Here is a 22,084-nt window from a genome sequence, read left to right as displayed (position 1 = left end):
ATGCTCGGGGAACGGCCCGCTTCTGTCACCATCTACACACTCTGAGTGACCGTCTCGGGCTCACCCCCCGAAAACTTCATGAAGGGAACCGGACATGGGTCCCCATCCTGCGGTCGCGGCGATACGCCTGGCGGTCCGCCGCGTCCTCCACGACATCCTGAACGACCACCAGGCCATCCGCGTGCACGCGGGCCGGACGGCCGAGCGGCCCCCCTCCCCGCTCGTCCTCGTCGCGTGTTCCGGCGGTGCCGACTCCATGGCGCTCGCCTCCGCCCTCGCCTTCGAGGCCCCCAAACTCGGCATCCGCGCCGGCGGGGTCACCGTCGACCACGGCCTCCAGACCGGCTCCGACCTCCGCGCCGACGAGGTCGTCCTGCGGCTGCGTGAACTCGGCCTCGATCCGGTCGAGTCCGTCGCCGTGATCGTCGGCCGCGAGGGCGGCCCCGAAGCCGCCGCCCGCGACGCCCGCTACGCCGCCCTGGACGCCCTCGCCGAACGCCACGGCGCCGCCGCGGTCCTGCTCGGCCACACCCGCGACGACCAGGCCGAAACCGTCCTGCTGGGGCTCGCCCGCGGTTCCGGCATCCGCTCCCTGTCGGGCATGGCCGCGGTCTCGGGGGCCGGCGGCCGTTACCGGCGGCCCTTCCTGCACCTGGACCGGCAGACCGCCCGCAAGGCCTGCATGGTCCAGTCGCTCCCGGTCTGGGACGATCCTCACAACGCGGACCCGGCCTACACCCGCTCCCGGCTCCGCCACGAGGGCCTGCCCGCCCTGGAGAAGGCCCTCGGCAAGGGCGTCGTCGAGGCGCTCGCCCGCACCGCCCAGCTCTCCCGCGACGACGCCGACGCCCTGGACGCCTGGGCCAGCCAGGCCGAGGCCTCCGTACGGGACGCCACCGGCCTGCTGGAGTGCGCCAAGCTGTACGCCCTCCCGCCCGCCGTACGCCGCCGGATCCTGCGCCGCGCGGCCATCGAGGCCGGTGCCCCGGCCGGTGCACTGTTCGCCCGTCACATCGAGGAAGTCGACCGCCTGATCACCGCCTGGCGCGGCCAGGGAGCCATCAATCTCCCCGGCAGAGTCGTCGCCCGGCGGCAGGGTGGCAGACTGGTGATTCGGCAAGGCTGATTTCCGACCCCTCCCGGAGTGACCCTCCGGCGGGCCGGGCAGTCGGAGGCCGCGCACGCGGCCGTAAGTGCGGGACGACCGAAAGTGATGCGGGTGGACGCGAAAGACATGGGTGCCGACCTCCAGCAGGTGCTCATCACCAAGGAAGAGATCGACGCGAAGCTGGCCGAGCTGGCCGCGAAGATCGACGCGGAGTACGCGGGCAAGGACCTGCTGATCGTCGGCGTCCTCAAGGGCGCGGTGATGGTCATGGCGGACCTGGCCCGGGCGCTGTCCACCCCTCTCACCATGGACTGGATGGCCGTGTCCTCGTACGGCGCGGGCACCCAGTCCTCCGGTGTCGTGCGGATCCTCAAGGACCTCGACACCGACATCAAGGGCAGGCACGTCCTGATCGTCGAGGACATCATCGACTCCGGCCTGACCCTGTCCTGGCTGATCAACAACCTCGGCTCCCGGGAGCCCGCCTCCCTGAAGGTGTGCACGCTGCTGCGCAAGCCGGACGCCGCGAAGGTCGCCATCGACGTGGAGTGGGTCGGCTTCGACATCCCGAACGAGTTCGTCGTCGGCTACGGCCTCGACTACGCGGAGAAGTACCGCAACCTGCCGTTCGTCGGTACGCTCGCGCCTCACGTCTACGGCGGCTGAGCCAGTCGGCCCAAGCCCGGTAGGACGATCGGGAACCCCAGCGGGTTCCACGCCGTTGAAGCATGCAGAGACGGGTTTCCCAGCCGTCGAATCGGCTCCGTGCGGCTTCGCGCAACAATGCTGGGGTACCGTCAGAAGAACTGTCTTATCAAACTCACTATGGCAGGAGGGACGGGGCGGCACCGCTCCGTATGGATGGACGTGAAGCGATACTTCCGTGGGCCGGTCATGTGGATCGTGCTGGCCGTCCTTGCCGTGGTCGTGTTGATGCAGGTCGTCGGCTCGTCCGGCGGCTACAAGACGGTGGACACCGGCCAGGTCGTGGCGGCGATCAACGACAACAAGGTCGAGTCGGCCAAGCTCACCACCGGTGACGAGCAGAGCATCAAGGTCACGCTCAAGGACGGCTACAAGGTCGAGGGCAGCTCCAAGATCCAGGCGAGCTACATCGGCGACCAGGGTGTGCAGCTCGCCGGCACGCTGCAGACCAAGTACCAGGAAAAGCAGATCACGGACGGCTACACGGTCTCGCCGTCCAAGCAGAACCCGTTCGTCGGCGTCCTGCTCTCCCTGCTGCCCTTCGTCCTGATCGTGGTCGTCTTCCTGTTCCTGATGAATCAGATGCAGGGCGGCGGCTCCCGGGTCATGAACTTCGGCAAGTCCAAGGCGAAGCTCATCACCAAGGACACCCCGAAGACGACGTTCTCCGACGTCGCCGGCTGTGACGAGGCCGTCGAGGAACTCCAGGAGATCAAGGAGTTCCTCCAGGAGCCGGCCAAGTTCCAGGCCGTCGGCGCCAAGATCCCCAAGGGCGTGCTGCTCTACGGCCGCCCGGGTACCGGCAAGACCCTGCTCGCGCGCGCCGTCGCCGGCGAGGCGGGCGTCCCCTTCTACTCGATCTCCGGTTCCGACTTCGTCGAGATGTTCGTCGGTGTCGGTGCCTCCCGGGTCCGTGACCTGTTCGAGCAGGCCAAGGCGAACGCCCCGGCGATCGTCTTCGTTGACGAGATCGACGCGGTCGGCCGCCACCGCGGCGCCGGCCTCGGCGGTGGTCACGACGAGCGCGAGCAGACGCTGAACCAGCTGCTCGTGGAGATGGACGGCTTCGACGTCAAGGGTGGCGTGATCCTGATCGCCGCCACGAACCGCCCGGACATCCTCGACCCGGCGCTGCTGCGCCCCGGTCGCTTCGACCGGCAGATCGCGGTCGACCCGCCGGACCTGCAGGGCCGCATGGAGATCCTCAAGGTCCACCAGAAGGGCAAGCCGGTCGCGCCCGACGTCGACCTGTCCGCCGTGGCCCGCCGCACCCCGGGCATGACCGGTGCCGACCTCGCCAACGTGCTGAACGAGGCCGCGCTGCTCACCGCCCGTGGCGACCAGAAGCTGATCGACAACAAGGCGCTGGACGAGGCGATCGACCGCGTGGTCGCGGGCCCGCAGAAGCGGACCCGGATCATGTCGGACAAGGAGAAGAAGATCACCGCGTACCACGAGGGCGGTCACGCCCTGGTCGCGGCGGCTTCGCCGAACTCCGACCCGGTCCACAAGATCACGATCCTGTCCCGTGGCCGTGCCCTCGGCTACACGATGGTCCTGCCGGACGAGGACAAGTACTCGACCACGCGCAACGAGATGCTCGACCAGCTCGCCTACATGCTGGGCGGCCGGGCGGCCGAGGAACTGGTCTTCCACGACCCGACCACCGGTGCCGCGAACGACATCGAGAAGGCCACCAACCTGGCCCGCGCGATGGTCACGCAGTACGGCATGACCGAGCGTCTCGGCGCGATCAAGTTCGGCGGCGACAACAGCGAGCCCTTCCTCGGCCGTGAGATGGCTCACCAGCGCGACTACTCGGAAGAGGTCGCCGCGCTGGTCGACGAAGAGGTCAAGAAGCTCATCGAGACCGCGCACAACGAGGCCTGGGAGATCCTGGTCGAGAACCGCGATGTGCTCGACCAGCTCGTTCTCCAGCTGCTGGAGAAGGAGACCCTGGGCAAGGAGGAGATCGCCGAGATCTTCGCCCCGATCGTCAAGCGCCCGCCGCGGCCCGCCTGGACCGGCTCCTCCCGCCGCACCCCGTCCACCCGCCCGCCGGTGCTCTCCCCGAAGGAGCTGGCACTGACCAACGGTGCGAACGGCGCGACGGCGGCGATCAGCACGGCCAAGTCGACGGCGGTGGAGTCCGCCCCGGTGACGGAGTCGGCCCCCGAGGACCGGCCCGAGAGCTGACCGTGTTTCGGCCACCGAGGCCGGAATGACTGCCGCGCCCCTCAGGTTCTAGCCTGGGGGGCGCGGCAATTTCGTATGTCCGCGGACAGAACGCGTGCCGAAACGCGCGTGCACGGCACAGGAACGAGGGACAGATGACCGACCCGGTGACGCTGGACGGCGAGGGCTCCATCGGCGAGTTCGACGAGAAGCGTGCCGAGAACGCCGTACGGGAGCTGCTGATCGCGGTCGGCGAGGACCCGGACCGTGAGGGCCTGCGGGAGACGCCGGCGCGGGTCGCGCGGGCGTACAAGGAGATCTTCGCAGGCCTGTGGCAGCGGCCCGAGGACGTCCTGACGACGACGTTCGACCTGGGACACGACGAGATGGTCCTCGTGAAGGACATCGAGGTGTACTCGACCTGTGAGCACCATCTGGTGCCGTTCCGGGGCGTCGCCCACGTCGGCTACATCCCGTCCGTGACCGGCAAGATCACCGGCCTGTCCAAGCTGGCCCGCCTGGTGGACGTCTACGCCCGCCGGCCGCAGGTGCAGGAGCGCCTCACCACGCAGATCGCGGACTCCCTGATGGAGATCCTGGAGCCGCGGGGCGTCATCGTGGTCGTCGAGTGCGAGCACATGTGCATGTCCATGCGGGGTATCCGCAAGCCGGGCGCGAAGACCATAACGTCCGCCGTGCGCGGTCAGCTGCGGGACGCGGCGACGCGGAACGAGGCGATGAGCCTCATCATGGCGCGCTGACCGCGCCGGTGAGCGGGGCCGGCGGTCAGGCCGCCGGCTCCGCTCCCGGGTGGTTCTGGTCGTCGTCCTCCGGGAGCTTGCAGACCCGCTCCAGGAACAGGGCCGCCGCTATCACGCCGAGGCCGGCCAGGACCGAGAAACCGGCGTAGATCGCCTGGTCCCGGCGGGCCGGGAAGTCCAGCAGCTCCAGCAGGAAGACGCCCGTGCCGCCGTACATGCCGGCGACGAGGGCCGCGACCAGGGCGCTGGCCTGGCCGAAGACGACCGCCCGGGCGGCCATCAGCGGGTCGACGCCCTTGGCGCCGGTCTCGCGCTCGCGCTGGGCCTTGAGGCGGGCACGCAGCGACAGCGCCGTCGAGAGCAGGACCACCGCGATCAGCGCGAGGACGATGGGGGCGGCCAGGGGGACGCTGGGGAGGGTCCCGATCGAGTTCCAGAGGCGGGCGCCCGCCCAGGACAGGACGCCGGCCACGACGAACACGCCCGCCAGCACCCTGATGCGCAGCTCTCTCACGGTGTCCCTTCAGTTCCCCCGGACCGTCCCGGACGGTGGTCGTCTTGGTCTTGACCCGTCTCGACCTTAACGACTACTCGGGCAGCCGGAGTTCCAGGTCCCCGCGGTGCGCCACACCCTCACGGGTGACGGCCGACAGCAGCTCGGCCACCGCGCCCCGGCCGGGGAGCTGCGCCTGCGGGTCCACGTCGTGCCAGGGCGCGAGCACGAAGGCACGCTCGTGGGCGCGCGGATGGGGCAGGGTGAGCTGCGGGTCGTCCGAGGTGACGCCGGCGTAGGCGACGATGTCGACGTCCAGCGTGCGCGGGCCCCAGCGCTCGTCCCGGACGCGGTGGAAGGCCTCCTCGACGGCGTGCGCCCGCTCCAGCAGGGACGACGGGGGCAGGGTCGTCCGGAGGACCACGACCGCGTTGAAGTACGACGGCTGGCTGCCGGGCGCCACGCCCCACGGCTCGGTCTCGTACACCGGGGAGACGGCCTTCACGCGCACGCCCGGGGTGTCCTCCAGGGCGTCGACGGCACCCTGGAGGGTCTCCAGGCGGTTGCCTAGGTTGGAGCCGATGGAGATCACGGCCCATTTCGGGTTGCTGAGTGTCGTGTCGGCGGCGTCCACCTGTTCGACGACCGAGGCGGGCACCGGCTGGACGGTCGGGTCGCTGTGACCCTGGCGGAAAGGTCGGGTCATACTCGGCTCCGGGTGATGGTGACGGTCACGTCGTCGAAGGGGACGGTGATCGGCGCGTCCGGCTTGTGGACGCAGACCTCGACCTCCTGGACCCCTTCGTGCTTCAGGCAGGTCTCGGCGATGCGCCCGGCGAGGGTCTCGATGAGATTGACCGGCTCGCCTTCGACCACGGCGACGACCTCCTCGGCCACGATGCCGTAGTGCACCGTCTTCGCCAGGTCGTCGTCGGCCGCGGCCGGCCGGGTGTCCAGGCCGAGGACGAGGTCCACGATGAAGGTCTGGCCCTCCTCGCGCTCCTTGGGGAACACACCGTGGTGCCCGCGGGCCTTGAGGCCGCGCAGCGCGACACGATCCACGCGAATCACTCCTGCAATCGTCGGGAACGACCGGCCCCTGCCGCGTGCGGGCGGCACACCGGCCTCAGACGAATCTACCTGCGGGCACCGACAAAGCCCGGCTGCGGGGGCGCGGGCCCGCGCCGGTACCTGGAGGGTTCACCGGGCGTTTCCCCTGGGGAACCCGGCACTGTCATGGACTGGTAGCCGCTCCTACCCGGGGGTAGGTGATTCCAACCACTCCTCCGGTTCAGGCGAGGGGACCGCCGTCCGTGTCCACGCCGTTCACACCGTTGTCGTCGTCGCTGTCGTCGTCGCTCTCGGCCAGGACGGGGGAGGCGTGGTGCGACCAGAGCTTCCAGCCGGAGGGTGTGCGCCGGAACACGTTCGTGGCGACGACGAGCTGCCCGACCAGCGGCCCCAGTTCCGCGCCCTCCTCCGGGGCGGGACCGCCGCTGAGGATGTTCTCCGTGCAGGTCACGAGCGCGGTGTCGCCGGTCACGGAGACATGCACATCGGTGAGGAAGAACTGGATGTAGTCCGTGTTGGCCATGATCAGCGCGTACGACCTGAGGACCTCGCCACGGCCGGTGAGCACCGGCCAGCCGGGGTGCACGCAGGAGATCACGCCGGTGTCCGCCGGGTCGTGGTACTCCTCGTCCACGCCCAGGTCGGCGGGGGTCAGCCAGAGGGAGGAGACCTCCTCGAAGTCGCCGCGTTCGAGTGCCTCGTAGAAGGCGGTGTTGGCAGCTTCCACCTGCTCGACGTCGGTATGAGGGGCGCTCACCGGTCTCCTTCCGCGCCCGGCGCCACGCCTGCCGCGCGCGCTCCCTCCACGGCCCGTGACACCCGTACCGCGTCCGCCGTGGCGCGTACCTCGTGCACGCGCACCGCCCATGCGCCGGCGTGCGCCGCGAGTGCGGAGACGGCGGCCGTGGCCGCGTCGCGCTCCCGGGCCGGCGGGGGCGCCCCCTCCGGCCCGGCGAGGACCCGGCCGAGGAACCGCTTGCGGGACGCGGCGACCAGCAGGGGGTGGCCGAGGGCGCGCAGCCGGTCGAGGTGGGCGAGGAGGACGAGGTCGTGCTCGGCCTCCTTGGAGAAGCCGAGGCCGGGGTCGACGACGATGCGGTCGGGGGCGATGCCGCCGGCCAGAACGGCCTCCACGCGCGCGTGCAGCTCGTCCACGACCTCGGTGACGACGTCCTCGTAGACACCCTTGACGTTGCCGCCCTGGAGGAAGCCGCGCCAGTGCATGACGACGAAGGGGGCGCCCGCGTCGGCCACCACCGGGATCATCGCGGGATCGGCGAGGCCGCCGCTGACGTCGTTGACGAGGGCGGCGCCGGCCGCGAGGGACTGTTCGGCGACGGAGGCGCGCATGGTGTCCACGGAGACGACGACACCCTCGGAGGCGAGACCGCGCACCACGGGGATGACCCGGCGCAGCTCCTCGGCCTCGTCCACGCGCGTGGCACCGGGCCGGGTGGACTCGCCGCCGACGTCGACCAGGTCCGCGCCCTCGGCGACCAGGGCCAGGCCGTGCTTGACGGCGACGGTCGTGTCGAACCAGCGGCCGCCGTCGGAGAAGGAGTCGGGGGTCACGTTGACGACCCCCATGACCGCGCACCGGTCCCATGCCGGAAGGCCGGCCACTCGGCCGCGCCCGCTGAGGTTGTTCATACGTTCAGCGTAGGCCCAGGGCGGGGCCCGGAACGCCCGGCGGCCCGGGCGGAGGCCCCCGGGCCGGAGGGGGCGGGGCTTCCGCCCGGGCCGGTCCCCGGGCCGTACCACTCGGCGTGTCCGGGGCTCGGGCCGCCCGGACGGCGGCTCAAGCCCCTCAGGCGGCGGCTCATGCCGCTCGGACGTCCCGTTCGGCCACCGCGTGCGCGCACGGGCGCTGGGCGGCCGTCCGGCGCCGGCGCAGGAAGCGCGGCAGCGGCAGGGCGAGGTTGACGAAGCCCTCCGCCTGCATGGCGGCGAAGCCGATACGGGGCAGGTCGGCGGAGGCGCGGTAGACGACGAACCGCGGCTCCCAGCGCGGCTGGAACTTGGCGTTGAACTTGTACAGCGACTCGATCTGGAACCAGCGGGAGAGGAACACCAGCAGCCCGCGCCAGGCGCGCAGCACCGGACCGGCGCCGATCTTCTCCCCGCGCGCGAGGGCGGAGCGGAACATCGCGAAGTTCAGCGAGACCCGGGTGATGCCGAACTTCGGGGCGGCCTGCAGGGCGGCGACGATCAGCAGCTCGTTCATGCCCGGGTCGGCGCTGCGGTCCCGGCGCATCAGGTCCAGCGACGCGCCGTCCTTGCCCCAGGGCACGAAGTGGAGGATCGCCTTCAGGTCGCCGTACTCGCCCGGCTCGTCGTCCGCCTTGTGGGCGGTGGCGATCAGGCAGTCGCCGTCGGCCGTGTCGCCGATGCGGCCGAGCGCCATGGAGAAGCCGCGCTCGGTGTCCGTGCCCCGCCAGTCCTCCGCCGCCATGCGGATCCGCTCCAGCTCGGCCTCGCCGAGGTCACGGATGCGCCGTACCCGGGTTTCGTAGCCGGCCCGCTCGATGCGCTTGACCATCTGGCGCACATTGCGCATCGCGCGTCCGGCGAGCGAGAAATCCGCCACGTCGACCACCGCCTCGTCGCCCAGTTCCAGGGCGTCCAGGCCGGTCTCGCGGGTCCACACCTCGCCGCCCGTCTCCGAGCAGCCCATGACCGCGGGCGTCCAGGAGTGGGCCCTGGCCTCGTCCATGAAGCGCTCGATGGCGCCGGGCCAGGCCTCGACGTCCCCGATGGGGTCGCCGCTGGCGAGCATCACGCCGGACACGACCCGGTAGGTGACCGCGGCCTTGCCGCTCGGCGAGAACACGACCGCCTTGTCGCGGCGCAGCGCGAAGTGGCCGAGCGAGTCGCGCCTGCCGTGCTTCTCCAGCAGGGCCCGCAGCTTGACCTCGTCCTCCTCGGTGAGGCGGGCGGCCGGGTGCTCGGGGCGGAAGGCGAGGTAGACGGTGGTGACCGCGGTGATCCAGCCGAGGGCGCCGAGGGAGAAGGCGACGGTCCAGGAGGTGTTGCCCTGGTAGTCGACCGGGCCCTCGAAGCCGAACAGGCCGTAGATGACGTGCGTGAGCCGGTCGGCCAGGCTCGGGTCGCCGATCGTCCGGTTCGGGTGAACGTTGACGATGACGAGGCCGAGGAGGAGGGAACCGGCGCTCATGAGGATGAAGTTGGCGAGCGCGCGCCACCTGCTGCGCGGATCGGGCAGGGCGGCGAACTGGTTCCGGTGGCGCAGCAGCGGCACCAGCAGAGCGACCGCGATGAGCACGCCGATGAGCGAGTGCCGGTACGCGAACTGCGCCGCCGCGCCCACCGGAAGCAGCGCGACCGCCGCGCGCCACGCCCGGCGCTTGCGCCGCTTGAGCCCGTGCGCGAGGAGCAGCAGCAGCACGCCCGCGCTGAGCGAGAGCGCCGCCGCGAACGGCCCGAACGAGCCCGGCAGCACCTCGGCGATGGCGTGCATACGGCTGTGACGGAAGCGCGGGAACACGCCCGCGGCGATGTCAAGGACGCCCACGAGCGCGGCGGCCCTGCTGACCAGAGCGGGAACGGCCTCGGGACGCGGGCCGCGCAGTATGCGCCGCGCCCGGCTTGATCGGCTCGGAACCCCGCCCGACATTTCCCCATCTATCCTGACAGACATCGCATCCCGTAGTTCTGCGAGAGACCTTGAACCCGGGCCCGATCGGGCATCCGGCGACATTGCGCCCTCTAGGACGGTGTCTCGGGGAGAGAGGTTCACTCCCCTACGGAAAGTCGGGTCAAAGGCCAAGGAAAGCCCCGGGCAAGCCTGCGCGACGATGCGTGGGCCCGGCACGGGCGGAGAGCGCAGGCAGGAAACAGCCCATGGGTCTCACGAGCAACAAAATGCTGGTGCTGGCGATTCTGATCGCCGCCCTGCTGTTCATCGGCACGGTGTGGCTGTGGCCGCGCCTGGCCCGGCAGAGCTGGCGGGCCGTCAGCGGGCGGGTCGGTCTGCTGCTGTCCACCCAGTTGGCGCTCTTCGCCTCCGTGGGCCTCGCAGCGAACCAGGCCTTCGGTTTCTACGCGAGCTGGGCGGACCTGTTCGGCACGGAGACCGACCAGGGAGTCGTCGTCGACCACTCGGTCAACGGCAGCACCGGCGGCCCGCTCCAGGTGGTCTCCACCTCCGAGGTGCCGGGTGTGCGCGCCACGCGACCGGAGACGGGCGGGCAGGTCCAGAAGGTGGACATCGTCGGCCGTACGACCCACATCGCCACGCCGGCCTACGTGTACCTGCCGCCGGAGTACTTCCAGCCGCAGTACCGCACGCGCACGTTCCCGGCGGCGGTCGTTCTGACCGGCTACCCGGGCACCGCGAAGTCGCTGGTGGACAAGCTGAACTACCCGAGCACCGCGCAGCAGCTGGCCAAGGACGGTCGGATGCAGCCGATGATCCTGGTGATGATGCGGCCGACGGTGGCGCCGCCACGGGACACCGAGTGCGTGGACGTGCCGGGCGGGCCGCAGGCGGAAACGTTTTTTGCCAAAGATCTGCCGGACGCCGTCCTCAGCCACTACCGGGCCGGCAAACGGCCCGGCAGCTGGGGTGTCATCGGCGACTCCACGGGCGGCTACTGCGCCCTCAAGCTCGCCATGCACCACCCCGACGTGTACACCGCCGGCGCGGGCCTGTCGCCGTACTACAAGGCGCCCATCGACCCCACCACCGGTGACCTCTTCCAGGGCGACAAGAAGCTGCAGAACCGCGCCGACCTGTTCTGGCTCCTCCAGCACGAGGCCGCTCCGGACACCTCGCTGCTCGTCACCAGCAGCAAGGTCGGCGAGCACAACTACAAGGACACGACGAGGTTCATAGAGCGTGTGCAGGCCACGAACCTGACCCGGATCTCCTCGATCATCCTCGACAGCGGCGGGCACAACTTCAACACCTGGCGGCGCGAGATCCCGCCGACGCTCCAGTGGATCAGCGGGCGGCTCACCGACCGCTGAGCCGGCGTACCCCCTGACGCCCCGTGAAGCACGCGGTGTGGCTGTGTTTTTACGGGGCGGGGGTCCGCGATTCGCCTACGCGCGGTAAGTTTCTGGCCATGCCACGTGGACGCCACCGCCATTCCCCTCCTCTGCACCGGCTGTTGCCTCCTTCGGCGATCGCCGGCGTCTCCGTCGTCTGCGCGCTGGGTCCCTGGGCGTTCTCCGAGGCCACGGTGCTGCGCGCGCTGGCCGCCGCCGCCGCGGCGACGGCGGTCGTGGGCGCGGTCGTGATGCGCCGCTGGGACGCGCAGGCGGGCAAGCAGGTCGCCGAACTCACGCGCGCGCGTGTCGGCGACGAATGGCGGTACGAGGAGCGGGTCGCCGAACTGGAGACCGATCTGGACGAGTCCCGCGAGCTGCGCGCGAAGCTGGAGCAGCGGCTGCGCGCCAAGCGGGCGGAGCTGGCGGGCCTGCGCAACGAGCACGCGGCCCTGCTGCGCCGGTACGCCACCGCGGAGACCGAGCGCGCGAGCGCCCTGGAGGGGCGGCGGCTGCTGGAGATCGAGGCGGCGGCCCCCGAGCCGGAGCCCGCGCCCTCGTCGTCGCGCGCACTGCCGCCCGGGCGGAGCGCCGAGCTTCCGCCTTCCCGGACACCCGAGGCCACCGAATCCGCCGAGCCTTCCGCGCCGGCCGAGCCGGCGGTGCAGCCGGTGTTCTCGTCCGAGGGCGCCGGGCTGTACCGGCGGGCCCTGACGGCCCTGGCCCGCTTCGACCGGGACACCGCGGCCGAGCCGGAGCCCGAGCCGGAGCCCGAGCCGGAGGGTGCCGCTGAGTTCGAGGCCGACGCCGAGATCGAAGGGGACGAGTCCGGGGCGGACGGGTCTGTGGTCGCGCGGCCTGAGTCCGCCGCGGCGGACGAGCCTGCCGAGCCCGCCGATGCCGCCGGGTCGGTCGAACCGGTGGATGCCGACGAGTCCGACGGGTCCGCCGAGTCCGAGGCCGTCCTGCCCGAGGCGTCCGAGTCGGAGGCCGTGGAGAGCGCCGTCGCCGAGACCGGTGCCGCCGACAAAGGAGAGGGCGCCGAGGACGGCGTGACGGACGGCGCCGCCGAGGCGTCCGCCGAACTCGCCGGCCCCGTGGGACAGCCGCCCGCCGGGCACTTCACGGTGCCGACCGCGGTGGCCGTCGTACCGGCAGCGCCCGCGCGTCGCCCGGTGGTCGAGGGCGGCTTCGACTTCTTCGGCACCCAGAAGGGCGCGCCGAAGTCCGCGCTGGACTCCGTGCAGAACGAGGACCTCGCCGATGTCGTCGGCCCCGAGGCCCTCGCCGTGCACAAGGCCGAGTCCGAGGCCCGCTTCAAGCCCGCCGACGAGCGGTCCCGGAGGGTCGGCCAGGTCATCGACCTGACGGCGCACGACGAGACCGAGCAGATCGACATCCAGGGGCTGCGTACCGCGGCGTCCTGAGTCGCCGTCAGCCGTACGTACCGAGTGCCGGGCCTGGCCTTCCCGTGAGGGGAGCTGGGCCCGAGGCGTCGACGTGCGGAGCGTCGGGTGGTCAGTCGGCGGTCATCCAGCGGTCCGGGAGGGCGTCCCTGCGGCCCGTACGGGACCTTTCCGCCTGCTCGTCCAGGAGTCGCGCGGCCTGCTCGGCGTCCCGCAGACGGGCCGTGACGGTCTTGTCGGCCCCGGTGTCCACGTGCACGTCGGCGAGCCCCCAGAGGCGCTCCCACGGCCCCTGGGTGAGCCGTACGCTCTGCACCTTGGCGTGCGGGACCAGCGAGAGCCGCCGGCACAGCAGACCGCTCCGGGCGGCGAACACCGCGCCGGTGACCGCGAGCCGGTGCCCGCGCCACCACGCCGGCACGCACCACCGGGCCCGGCGCGGCACCCGCGACAGGTCCCGCGGCACCGTCACCCCGGGCAGCACGCGCGCGATGACCGACTCGGCGACCGCGCGCGGGGCGACCGGTATCAGCACCGAGTTGTCGGACCCGGCCACGGCCAGCTCCACCCGCACCCAACCGAGGCGCCGCCACAGCAGCGGTTCCACGATCCGCACGGTCTGCACCCGGCCGGGCGGCACCGTCTCGTGCGTACGGTCGAGCAGCCCGTGGTCGATGCGCAGCCCGTCCGGGGACTCGCTCACCGTCCAGTCGAACTCGGTGACGAACCGGCCCACGCCGCTCGCGCCGGCCGCGCCGAGCAGGGGCAGGGCGCTGGCGAGGACCGTCCACAGGTTGTGGGTGGTGAGCCACAGCACGGTCGGTACGACCAGCGCGGCGCACAGCGAGCCCCAGGTGGCGCCCGTCAGCACCAGGGAGCGTGCCAGCTCGCGCGGAGGCACGCGCAGCAGGGCGTGCGCCGGTGCTTCTCCGACTTCGCGCGCCGTCTCGGGCGCGAAACCCGCGGCGCGCGCGAGCAGCTCCGCGCGCAGGTCGCGCGCCTCCCGCTCGCCCAGGAAGGCCAGCTCGTCCTTGTCGTCGGCGCCGACGACGTCGATCCGGAGCTTCGCGACGCCCGCCACGCGCGCGAGGAGCGGCCGGGAGACGTCCACGGCCTGGATGCGCTCCAGCCGGATGTGCGCGGTGCGCCGGAACAGCAGTCCGGTCCGTATGCGCAGTTCGCTGTCGGTGACCGCGTAGTGCGTGAACCACCAGGACAGGAAGCCGTAGAGGCCGGCCGCCGGCACCAGCACCGCGAGCCCCAGCAGGAGCATGGTGCCGGTCAGCCGCGTGAGCTGCTCCTGCGTGCCGTTCGGGTCGTGCACGGCCCAGCCGGCCAGTACGGCGAGCGGCGCCCACGCCCGGCGGAGGGGCGTGACCGGGTGCAGCCGGCGCTCGGCGACGGGCGGGCGCTCCGCTATGCCGCCGTCCACGCCGCCGGCGCTGTCCGGGGGCGTCACAGGCCCGCCGATCGCGCCTGGCCGAGCTCGGTGAGCCGGTCGCGCAGACGTTCCGCCTCGGCCGGGTCCAGGCCGGGGATGGTCGCGTCGGTCGCCGCGGCGGCCGTGTGCAGCTGTACGGTGGCCAGCCCGAAGCGCCGCTCCACGGGCCCGGAGGTCACCTCCACCAGCTGCATCCGCCCGTACGGGACCACCGTCTCCTCGCGCCACAGGACCCCGCGGCTGATCAGCAGGTCGTCGGCGCGCTCGGCGTACCGCCAGGAGCGCCAGTTGCGCTCCAGCAGCCGCCAGCACCAGGCGGCGAACGCCGGCGGCAGCAGCGCGCAGGCCGCCCAGGCCGGCCCCGCGAGCAGCCCCGGCAGCAGCCCGGCGGCGACCGCGAGCACCCCCGTCCACACCACCAGCAGCAGCCGGCGCACCCGCAGCAGACCGGGCTCCAGCCCGCGCCACACCGGCTGGTCCGCCGGCGCTCCGGTTCCTTCGAGGCTCCCCGTTTCCATGGGGCCAGCGTACGTAGGGGAAACTGGGGCCATGACTCCTACGACGGAGACCACGGTCGGCATCGGCGGCGCGGCGGAGAGCACCGACATGGTGCTCAACATCGGGCCCCAGCACCCGTCCACGCACGGCGTGCTGCGGCTCAAGCTCGTGCTGGACGGGGAGCGCATCGTGCACGCCGAGCCGGTGATCGGCTACATGCACCGGGGCGCCGAGAAGCTCTTCGAGGCGCGTGACTACCGGCAGATCATCGTGCTCGCCAACCGCCACGACTGGCTGTCGGCGTTCTCGAACGAGCTGGGCGTGGTCCTCGCCGTGGAGCGGATGCTCGGCATGGAGGTGCCCGAGCGGGCGGTGTGGACGCGCACCCTGCTCGCCGAGCTGAACCGGGTGCTGAACCACCTGATGTTCCTCGGCTCCTACCCGCTGGAGCTGGGCGGGATCACGCCCGTGTTCTACGCGTTCCGGGAGCGCGAGGTGCTCCAGAACGTCATGGAGGAGGTCTCCGGCGGGCGCATGCACTACATGTTCAACCGCGTCGGCGGCCTCAAGGAGGACCTGCCGGCCGGCTGGACGGCACGCGCGCGTGCCGCCGTCGCCGACGTGCGCTCGCGCATGGACGTCTTCGACGACCTGGTGCTCGGCAACGAGATCTTCCGGGGGCGCACGCGCGGGGTCGGGGCGCTCGCTCCGGAGACGGTGCACGCCTACGGCGTGAGCGGGCCCATCGCGCGCGGCTCGGGCGTCGACTTCGACCTGCGCCGCGACGAGCCGTACCTGGCCTACGGCGAGCTCCAGGACACCCTGAAGGTCGTCACCCGGAGCGAGGGCGACTGCCTCGCCCGCTTCGAGGTCCTGCTGGCGCAGACCCACAACGCGCTGGACCTCGCCGACGCCTGCCTGGACCGGCTCGCCGAGCTGCCGCCCGGGCCGATCAACCAGCGGCTGCCGAAGGTGCTGAAGGCACCCGAGGGGCACACGTACGCGTGGACCGAGAACCCGCTCGGCATCAACGGCTACTACCTGGTCAGCAAGGGCGAGAAGACCCCGTACCGGCTGAAGCTGCGCTCCGCCTCGTACAACAACATCCAGGCGCTGACCGAGCTGCTGCCCGGCACGCTGGTGGCCGACATGGTGGCGATCCTGGGGTCGATGTTCTTCGTGGTCGGCGACATCGACAAGTAGGAACCTCAGGCGAGCGGATCCGGGATGCCGACCGGCTGGAGCAGCCAGCCGAAGTCGCCGAGACCGCCCGGCGCCGTGAGTTCGGCGGCCTCGCCGGCGCTCGCGAGGGCGCGCACGTAGGCGGAGGGGTCCGTGGAGGCCAGCGCGAGCGGGGGGCGCGCGCCGGTGAGGTCCAGGGCCCGCAGAGCCGCGCGTTGCGTGAGCAGGCGCGCGGGGGGAAGTTCGCGCGCCGGTTCGGAGGCTTCCTGCGCCGTGCCGGGTGGTGCTTGCGCCGTGTCGGAAGGCGCGTGGGGAGTGGTGTGCGCTGTGCCGAGGGCCGCGTGGGGAGGGGTTCGCGCCGTGTCGGGCGACGTGCCGGCTGAGGTGTGCTCCGCGTCGGGCGACGTAAGGCGTGGCGTGCGCGCCGTGTCCGGGGGCGTGGGGGGCGAAGTGCGCGCCTCGTCGGACGGTGCGTGGAATGGGAAGCGCGCCGGAGTGGACGGCGTGCGCTCCGTGCTCGGTGCGCTCGCGCAGGCGTCCAGTGCCACGTGTGCCGTGATGTCGCACGAGCCGTCCGGGACGGGTGCCGTCTCGCGTCCCTCCCGGAAACCGGTGAGCGTGCCGAACGGGGGGCGCGTGTCCGCGGTGTGCGCGTAGTCCACGGCCACCGCGAGCCCCCGCCCCACCCGGTCCACGACGGACGCCCAGGCCAGGTCCCGGGGCAGCCCGATCTCCGCCCGCAGCCCCTCCTCGGCCGGCAGCGGCCACCAGCGCGCGAGCCACTCGGCCGCGGCGCCCCTCACGGGCTCCCCGAGCCGCTCGGAGCCGTCCTCCGCGACGAGCACCAGCCGGGGCAGGCCCGAGGCGTCCACCTCCACGACGTCGACGGGGACGTTGTCCAGCCACTCGTTGGCGAACAGCAGCCCGTTGACCGTGGCCGGGAGCTCGTTCAGCCAGGTGATCCGTTCGTCCAGGCCCGCCGGGCGGTCGGCGATCTCGACGGCGTACGCACGCGCGCGTGCCGCCACGTCGGCCGGCAGGGCGGCGAGCACGCCGGTGACCAGCTCGCCCCGCCCCGCGCCCATGTCGACGAAGTCCAGCGCGGAGGGCTGCCCGAGTGCCGCGTCGACCCGGCACAGCAGCCGCGCCACGGCCCGCGCGAACAGCGGGGAGGCGTGCACGGACGTACGGAAGTGACCGGCCGGGCCCTCCGGGCGCCGGTAGAAGCCCCCGGGACCGTACAGCGCCGTTTCGGCCGCCGCGCGCCAGCCGCGCGGGCCAAAATTCCCGTGGCAGCCCTCCGCCGTCGTCTCATCCGTCACCGGACCAGACTAGGCGCACAGATGATCACCGCCTCCACCTTGCGGAGTATGCGCGCCCGGCGCGGATCGGCCCTCCGGTTGACCCCTGCACGCATCTGGTTTCCCTACTCTGGGTTACGTGCAGCGCCTCTATGACTTCCTCCGCCGCCACCCGACATGGGTCGACACCTTCTGGGCCGTCGTCCTGTTCGGGGTGTCCGGGCTGAGCGTGGTCAATCTCGACGGGGCGCAGGGCCACCACGGGACGATCGCCTCGGGGATGGCCGTGTCGGCCGTCCTCTGTGTGGTCGTGGCGCTGCGTCGCCGTCTGCCGGAGCAGATGCTGCTGGTCGCCGTCGTCACGGGGCTGGCCCAGGTGGCCCTGGACATCGAGACGACGGTCGCCGACTTCGCCATGCTGGTGATCTCGTACACGGTCGCGGCGGTCGGCGCGCGCTGGGCCTCCCGGCTCGCCCTGGGCGTCAGCCTCTGCGCGGCGACCGTGGCCCAGATCCGCTGGCCGGACGAGCACAGCAGCTTCGCCGGGCAGATCGCGATAGCCGTCTTCCAGACGGTGCCCTTCGCCCTGGCCTGGGTGCTCGGCGACTCCATGCGCACCCGGCGCGCCTACTTCGCCCAGCTGGAGGAGCGCGCGGCCCGTCTGGAGAAGGAGCGCGAGGCGCAGGCGAAGGTCGCGGTCGCCGCCGAACGCGCCCGCATCGCGCGCGAGCTGCACGACGTCGTCGCGCACAACGTGTCGGTGATGGTGGTGCAGGCCGACGGCGCCGCCTACGTCATGGACGCCGCGCCCGACCAGGCGAAGAAGGCCCTGGAGACGATCTCCTCCACCGGCCGTCAGGCCCTGGCCGAGATGCGCCGCCTGCTGGGCGTGCTGCGCACCGGTGAGCACCAGGAGACGGGGGAGTACGTCCCGCAGCCCGACGTCGAGCAGATCGACGACCTCGTCGAGCAGTGCCGCAGCTCCGGCCTCCCGGTCGACTTCAAGGTGGAGGGCACCCCGCGCCCGCTGCCCAGCGGTGTGGAGCTGACCGCGTACCGCATCGTGCAGGAGGCGCTCACCAACACCCGCAAGCACGGCGGGCCCAACGCGGGCGCGAGCGTACGGCTGGTCTACTTCGACGACGGTCTCGGCCTGCTGGTCGAGGACGACGGCAAGGGCGCCCCGCACGAGCTGTACGAGGAGGGCGGCGCCGACGGACAGGGCCACGGCCTGATCGGCATGCGCGAGCGGGTCGGCATGGTCGGCGGCACCCTGGACGCCGGCCCGCGCCCGGGCGGAGGATTCCGCATCAGCGTCCTGCTGCCGCTCAAACCGGCGCTCTGACCCCACCGCACGCCCCCTGCTGCCCCCGCGACAACCCCCGTACCACGGAAGAGGACCCGATGACGATCCGCGTGATGCTCGTCGACGACCAGGTGCTGCTGCGCACCGGGTTCCGGATGGTGCTCGCCGCCCAGCCGGACATGGAGGTCGTCGCGGAGGCGGGCGACGGCGTGGAGGCTCTCCAGGTGCTGCGGTCCACCGCCGTCGACGTCATCCTGATGGACGTCCGTATGCCGAAGCTGGACGGGGTCGAGACCACCCGGCGGATCTGCGCGGAGCCGGACGCGCCGAAGGTGCTCATCCTGACCACGTTCGACCTGGACGAGTACGCCTTCTCCGGGCTGAAGGCGGGCGCCTCCGGCTTCATGCTCAAGGATGTGCCGCCCGCTGACCTGCTGGCCGCGATCCGTTCCGTGCACAGCGGTGACGCGGTCGTGGCGCCCTCCACCACCCGGCGTCTGCTGGACCGCTTCGCGCCGATGCTGCCCTCGGCCGGCAAGGAGCCCCAGCACAAGGAGCTGGAGCGGCTCACCGAGCGGGAGCGCGAGGTGATGGTGCTGGTGGCGCAGGGCCTGTCCAACGGCGAGATCGCGGCCCGGCTGGTGCTGAGCGAGGCGACGGTGAAGACCCATGTGGGCCGCATCCTGACCAAGCTCGGCCTGCGCGACCGGGTGCAGGTGGTCGTGCTGGCGTACGAGACGGGGCTGGTGCGGGCGGGCGGCCACGGCTGACCGGGCACGGCCGGCCGGGCCCGGTGGCGGCGGCCCGCTACCGGAGTATGCCCTCCAGGAAGTCGCTGCCCAGCCGGGCGACGACCGTGACGTCCAGCTGGTGCAGCACGTACCGGCCGCGGCGCCGGGTGGAGATCAGGCCCGCCTTCTTCAGGACGCTCAGGTGCCGGGATATCTCGGGGGCCGTCATCTCGTGGAACTGCGCCAGTTCGCTGGTGGTGTAGGCGCTGCGGGCCAGGTGGCGGCAGAGCCGCATCCGCACGGGGTGGGACAGGGCGGTCATGCGCAGCGCGAGCTGCTCCACCGAGGGCGGGGCCGCCAGCTCGGGTGAGCCGACCGGGTAGTGCAGCACCGGCTGCCAGCCGTACCGGTGCAGGACGCTCAGGTGCGGCCAGCCCAGGCTCGTCGGCACGAGCAGGAGGCCGCCGTCCGCCGTGGCCGAGTGGCCGCTGCCCAGCTTGTCGACCGTGATCGTGGCGGCTTCCTGATCGAGCGTCACGGTGGGCGACACCGCCGCGAGTGCCTCGGCCAGGCCCCGGCGCAGGAGGAGGTCCGTCTTGTGGCGGGCGTCCGCCGCGAGCTGGTGCCGCAGTCTGGACCAGGTCTCCGCGAAGAACGCCTCGTCGCAGTCCTGCACGAACTGCCGCATCCAGGCCCGGATCCTCGGCGGGTCGGCCAGCAGCCGCTCGGCGAACCGCACCTGCCGGGGCCCGCGCGAGGCGGCCAGCTCCAGCGCCCGCCGGCGCACCCCGGCGTCGGAGAGCGCGGAGGGGCCGCGCGTGCCGTACGGCAGCGCGCAGGTGAACTCCATCGCGGCGTCCACGAACTGCTCGTCCGTCAGCTTGTCCAGCAGGTCCAGGTCCTCGGCGAGGGTGGCGCCGGGCAGCGTGCCGCGGCCCGCGACGCCCGCGGACGGCAGGAACAGGTCCGAGAAGGTCGAGCGCCAGAGGAAGTCCGCCTCGCACATCCGGTCGGCCAGATGCGAGTCCAGCCGGGCCGTCACGCCGGTCACCCAGCCCGCCAGGCCCGGGTGGTGCCCCGGCTCCGACAGCGCGTGCAGCGCCATGCCCAGCTCGGCCAGGGGCGAGGGGACTACGGCGACCCTCTCCGGCCGCAGGCCCGCGATGTCGATGCGCACGCTCATGCCTCCATGGTGCCCGCCGCCACTGACAACCAGGTTCTCGATTGACGGGGGGCGTCAATCGACGCGACTTCCCCGGCGGAGCGGCGCACTCTGGAGCACCGGGGCAGCCGCGGAGCCCGATCAGTCACCGAGCGGTCGCTGACTCAGCGATGAGTCAGCGATCAGTCGGCGACAGTCAGCGATCACTCAACGTCCCGAAAAGGCGATCCGCCATGAGCATCACCCAGCAGTACCTCCTCGACAGCCACCGCGCCCGCCTGCACGGCGAGCCGGAGCCGCCCGCGCCGGGCCGCCACGACCTCGACGTGATCCATGAACTGCGCGACTACCGGCGCTTCCGCGCGGTGATCGCCGAGCGCCCGGCGCGCGGGCGCCTCCGGCACGCGCTCGCGCGCTGGCTGCGCCCCCGCGCACTCGGCTGAGCCGTGCGCTCCGGCGTGCTCGGCTACGCCCTCTCGGGCAGGCGGTCCACGAAGTCCCGCACGGCCGCGCGGACGTCGTCGGCCGTCCACTCCAGGCCGGCGGCGCGGACGACGACCTCCGTGAACGCGAGGCCGGGACCGCCGGCGTCCCAGGCGTTCGCGAAGAGCATCACCGACGTCTCCTCGGCCTGGCGCACGGCCGCCTCGGCCGCCGCCTCGGGCGCGTACGGCAGCCAGACCTGGAACTCGTGGGTGTGCGGCACCTCCGGGTGGACGCGGGCCCAGGGCAGCCCGGCCCCCGCGAAGCCCTCGCGCAGCGCCTCGGCCACCACGCGCGCGTGCCGTACGTACGCGGGCAGCCGGGGCAGCTCACGGTCCAGGCCGACGAGCGCGGACAGGACGGTCGGGAACTGCTGGAAGATCATGCCGCCGTACCGGTGCCGCCAGGTCTTCGCCTCCTCGACCAGGGTCCTCGGACCGGCGAGCGCGGCGCCGCCGAAGCCGCCGACGGACTTGTAGAGCGACACGTAGACGCTGTCGGCCAGGCCCGCGATCTCCTCCAGGGGGCGCCCGAAGTGCTCCGTGCACTCCCACAGGCGCGCGCCGTCGAAGTGCACCACCGCGTCGCGCTCCCGCGCCGCCTCGACGATCCCGGTCAGCTCCTCCCAGGTGGGCAGCACGAAGCCCGCGTCCCTCAGGGGCAGTTCCAGCATCAGCGCGCCGAAGGGCTCTTCGACGTCGCGTATCTCGGCCGCCGTGGGCAGTCGGCGCCCGTCGCCCACCCGGACCGGACGCAGGCCGCTGACCTGGCTGAAGGCGTGCCGCTCGTGCACCTCCGGATGGGACAGGGGGTGCAGCGCCACCGTCGGGTTCCCGGTGCGGGCCGCCCAGCAGCGCAGGGCCACCTGCTGGGCCATGGTGCCCGTCGGGAAGAACGCGGCGGCCTCCGTGCCGAGCAGCGCGGCCACCCGCTCCTCCAGGGCGGCCACGATCCGGTTGCCGTAGACATCGGCCGGCTCGTCCAGGTCGTACACCTCGGCCGCCGCGTCCGTCATGTGCGCGAGACGCTCGCGGATCGTGCTCCCCCAGTCCGCGCGGGAAAGCACGCTCCGAGCCTCCCGCTGGGCCGCCGCGCGCCGGTCCCGCAACCGCTCCTGTGCCGATTGTTCCGCGTCCTGTACGGCGCCCTGTTCAGTGCCCTGTCCGGCTGTCTCAGTCATGCGGTGGATCATGCCGTGCCCGTACCGCGCGGGCACCCGGCTTTTCCCGGGGCCGGCCCGGAGGAGGGCGT

The 22,084-nt window shown here is 72.3% G+C and carries 21 protein-coding genes; 10 read left to right on the top strand and 11 right to left on the bottom strand.

Going from position 1 to position 22,084, the window contains the following annotated elements; translation table 11 throughout:
• Window positions 1-94 precede the first annotated feature (94 nt).
• From tilS to folE, 4 genes are all read left to right on the top strand, one after another.
• On the top strand, window positions 95-1,126 hold the full coding sequence (tilS, locus tag ABZ937_RS22015) for a tRNA lysidine(34) synthetase TilS (RefSeq protein ID WP_361694326.1): 1,032 nt from the start codon (window positions 95-97) through the stop codon (window positions 1,124-1,126).
• Window positions 1,127-1,213: 87 nt separating this feature from the next.
• Entirely contained in the window at window positions 1,214-1,774 is a 561-nt protein-coding gene (gene hpt, locus ABZ937_RS22010) for a hypoxanthine phosphoribosyltransferase (protein WP_184975300.1), read from the top strand.
• Window positions 1,775-1,969: 195 nt separating this feature from the next.
• Complete coding sequence (ftsH, locus tag ABZ937_RS22005; RefSeq protein ID WP_361694323.1) at window positions 1,970-4,009, top strand: ATP-dependent zinc metalloprotease FtsH; 2,040 nt, start codon at window positions 1,970-1,972, stop codon at window positions 4,007-4,009.
• A 134-nt stretch (window positions 4,010-4,143) separates the two neighbouring features.
• Window positions 4,144-4,749, top strand: coding sequence for a GTP cyclohydrolase I FolE (gene folE / locus ABZ937_RS22000; RefSeq protein WP_361694321.1), 606 nt, complete (start codon window positions 4,144-4,146; stop codon window positions 4,747-4,749).
• A 25-nt stretch (window positions 4,750-4,774) separates the two neighbouring features.
• Here folE and ABZ937_RS21995 read toward each other — a convergent pair whose 3' ends face one another.
• The 6 genes from ABZ937_RS21995 to ABZ937_RS21970 form a co-directional block, all read right to left on the bottom strand.
• The gene (locus ABZ937_RS21995) at window positions 4,775-5,263 is read right to left on the bottom strand and encodes a DUF3180 domain-containing protein (RefSeq protein ID WP_361694319.1); all 489 of its coding nucleotides are present in this window, start codon (window positions 5,261-5,263) and stop codon (window positions 4,775-4,777) included.
• A gap of 73 nt (window positions 5,264-5,336) precedes the next feature.
• Window positions 5,337-5,948, bottom strand: a complete 612-nt coding sequence (gene folK, locus ABZ937_RS21990; protein ID WP_361694317.1) for a 2-amino-4-hydroxy-6-hydroxymethyldihydropteridine diphosphokinase — start codon at window positions 5,946-5,948, stop codon at window positions 5,337-5,339.
• Complete coding sequence (folB, locus tag ABZ937_RS21985) at window positions 5,945-6,304, bottom strand: dihydroneopterin aldolase (protein ID WP_361694315.1); 360 nt, start codon at window positions 6,302-6,304, stop codon at window positions 5,945-5,947. The genes folK and folB overlap by 4 nt, the downstream gene beginning before the upstream one ends.
• 229 nt (window positions 6,305-6,533) lie before the next feature.
• On the bottom strand, window positions 6,534-7,070 hold the full coding sequence (locus ABZ937_RS21980; RefSeq protein ID WP_361694313.1) for a nuclear transport factor 2 family protein: 537 nt from the start codon (window positions 7,068-7,070) through the stop codon (window positions 6,534-6,536).
• Window positions 7,067-7,963, bottom strand: coding sequence for a dihydropteroate synthase (folP, locus tag ABZ937_RS21975; protein ID WP_361694311.1), 897 nt, complete (start codon window positions 7,961-7,963; stop codon window positions 7,067-7,069). The genes ABZ937_RS21980 and folP overlap by 4 nt, the downstream gene beginning before the upstream one ends.
• Before the next feature lie 169 nt (window positions 7,964-8,132).
• On the bottom strand, window positions 8,133-9,947 hold the full coding sequence (locus ABZ937_RS21970; RefSeq protein ID WP_361694309.1) for a phosphatidylglycerol lysyltransferase domain-containing protein: 1,815 nt from the start codon (window positions 9,945-9,947) through the stop codon (window positions 8,133-8,135).
• Window positions 9,948-10,174: 227 nt separating this feature from the next.
• Here ABZ937_RS21970 and ABZ937_RS21965 point away from each other — a divergent pair, with 227 nt between their 5' ends.
• The gene (locus tag ABZ937_RS21965) at window positions 10,175-11,302 is read left to right on the top strand and encodes an alpha/beta hydrolase-fold protein (RefSeq protein WP_361694307.1); all 1,128 of its coding nucleotides are present in this window, start codon (window positions 10,175-10,177) and stop codon (window positions 11,300-11,302) included.
• A 98-nt stretch (window positions 11,303-11,400) separates the two neighbouring features.
• Window positions 11,401-12,750, top strand: a complete 1,350-nt coding sequence (locus ABZ937_RS21960; RefSeq protein ID WP_361694305.1) for a hypothetical protein — start codon at window positions 11,401-11,403, stop codon at window positions 12,748-12,750.
• A gap of 91 nt (window positions 12,751-12,841) precedes the next feature.
• Here the strand turns inward: ABZ937_RS21960 and ABZ937_RS21955 are convergent, their stop codons facing one another.
• Both ABZ937_RS21955 and ABZ937_RS21950 read right to left on the bottom strand, forming a co-directional pair.
• Window positions 12,842-14,188 carry a PH domain-containing protein gene (locus tag ABZ937_RS21955; protein WP_361694303.1) on the bottom strand — a complete coding sequence of 449 codons (1,347 nt, stop codon included), beginning with the start codon at window positions 14,186-14,188 and terminating at the stop codon, window positions 12,842-12,844.
• A complete protein-coding gene (locus ABZ937_RS21950) occupies window positions 14,185-14,688 on the bottom strand; it encodes a PH domain-containing protein (protein WP_361694301.1) in 504 nt (167 codons plus the stop codon). Before ABZ937_RS21950 ends, ABZ937_RS21955 begins: the two co-directional genes overlap by 4 nt.
• Window positions 14,689-14,719: 31 nt before the next feature.
• Between ABZ937_RS21950 and ABZ937_RS21945 the strand changes: the two genes are divergently transcribed.
• A complete protein-coding gene (locus ABZ937_RS21945; RefSeq protein ID WP_361694299.1) occupies window positions 14,720-15,871 on the top strand; it encodes an NADH-quinone oxidoreductase subunit D in 1,152 nt (383 codons plus the stop codon).
• A 5-nt stretch (window positions 15,872-15,876) separates the two neighbouring features.
• Here ABZ937_RS21945 and ABZ937_RS21940 read toward each other — a convergent pair whose 3' ends face one another.
• The gene (locus ABZ937_RS21940; RefSeq protein ID WP_361694297.1) at window positions 15,877-17,172 is read right to left on the bottom strand and encodes an SAM-dependent methyltransferase; all 1,296 of its coding nucleotides are present in this window, start codon (window positions 17,170-17,172) and stop codon (window positions 15,877-15,879) included.
• 118 nt (window positions 17,173-17,290) lie between these two features.
• On the opposite strand from ABZ937_RS21940, the gene ABZ937_RS21935 reads away from it, so the two are divergent.
• Both ABZ937_RS21935 and ABZ937_RS21930 read left to right on the top strand, forming a co-directional pair.
• Window positions 17,291-18,496, top strand: coding sequence for a sensor histidine kinase (locus ABZ937_RS21935; RefSeq protein WP_361694295.1), 1,206 nt, complete (start codon window positions 17,291-17,293; stop codon window positions 18,494-18,496).
• 59 nt (window positions 18,497-18,555) lie between these two features.
• Window positions 18,556-19,227, top strand: coding sequence for a response regulator transcription factor (locus ABZ937_RS21930; RefSeq protein ID WP_361694293.1), 672 nt, complete (start codon window positions 18,556-18,558; stop codon window positions 19,225-19,227).
• Window positions 19,228-19,264: 37 nt separating this feature from the next.
• On the opposite strand, the gene ABZ937_RS21925 is transcribed toward ABZ937_RS21930, so the two are convergent.
• Window positions 19,265-20,371 carry a DUF5937 family protein gene (locus ABZ937_RS21925; protein WP_361694291.1) on the bottom strand — a complete coding sequence of 369 codons (1,107 nt, stop codon included), beginning with the start codon at window positions 20,369-20,371 and terminating at the stop codon, window positions 19,265-19,267.
• 212 nt (window positions 20,372-20,583) lie between these two features.
• On the opposite strand from ABZ937_RS21925, the gene ABZ937_RS21920 reads away from it, so the two are divergent.
• A complete protein-coding gene (locus ABZ937_RS21920; RefSeq protein WP_361694289.1) occupies window positions 20,584-20,793 on the top strand; it encodes a hypothetical protein in 210 nt (69 codons plus the stop codon).
• Between the two features lie 23 nt (window positions 20,794-20,816).
• Here the strand turns inward: ABZ937_RS21920 and ABZ937_RS21915 are convergent, their stop codons facing one another.
• Window positions 20,817-22,013 carry a beta-eliminating lyase-related protein gene (locus ABZ937_RS21915; protein WP_361694287.1) on the bottom strand — a complete coding sequence of 399 codons (1,197 nt, stop codon included), beginning with the start codon at window positions 22,011-22,013 and terminating at the stop codon, window positions 20,817-20,819.
• Window positions 22,014-22,084 lie beyond the last annotated feature (71 nt).

The sequence above is a fragment of the Streptomyces sp. NPDC046727 genome (genome assembly GCF_040645635.1).
Classification (GTDB): domain Bacteria; phylum Actinomycetota; class Actinomycetes; order Streptomycetales; family Streptomycetaceae; genus Streptomyces.
Note: the sequence above shows the minus strand (reverse complement) of the source record. Positions and strands in the feature narration are given on the sequence as shown.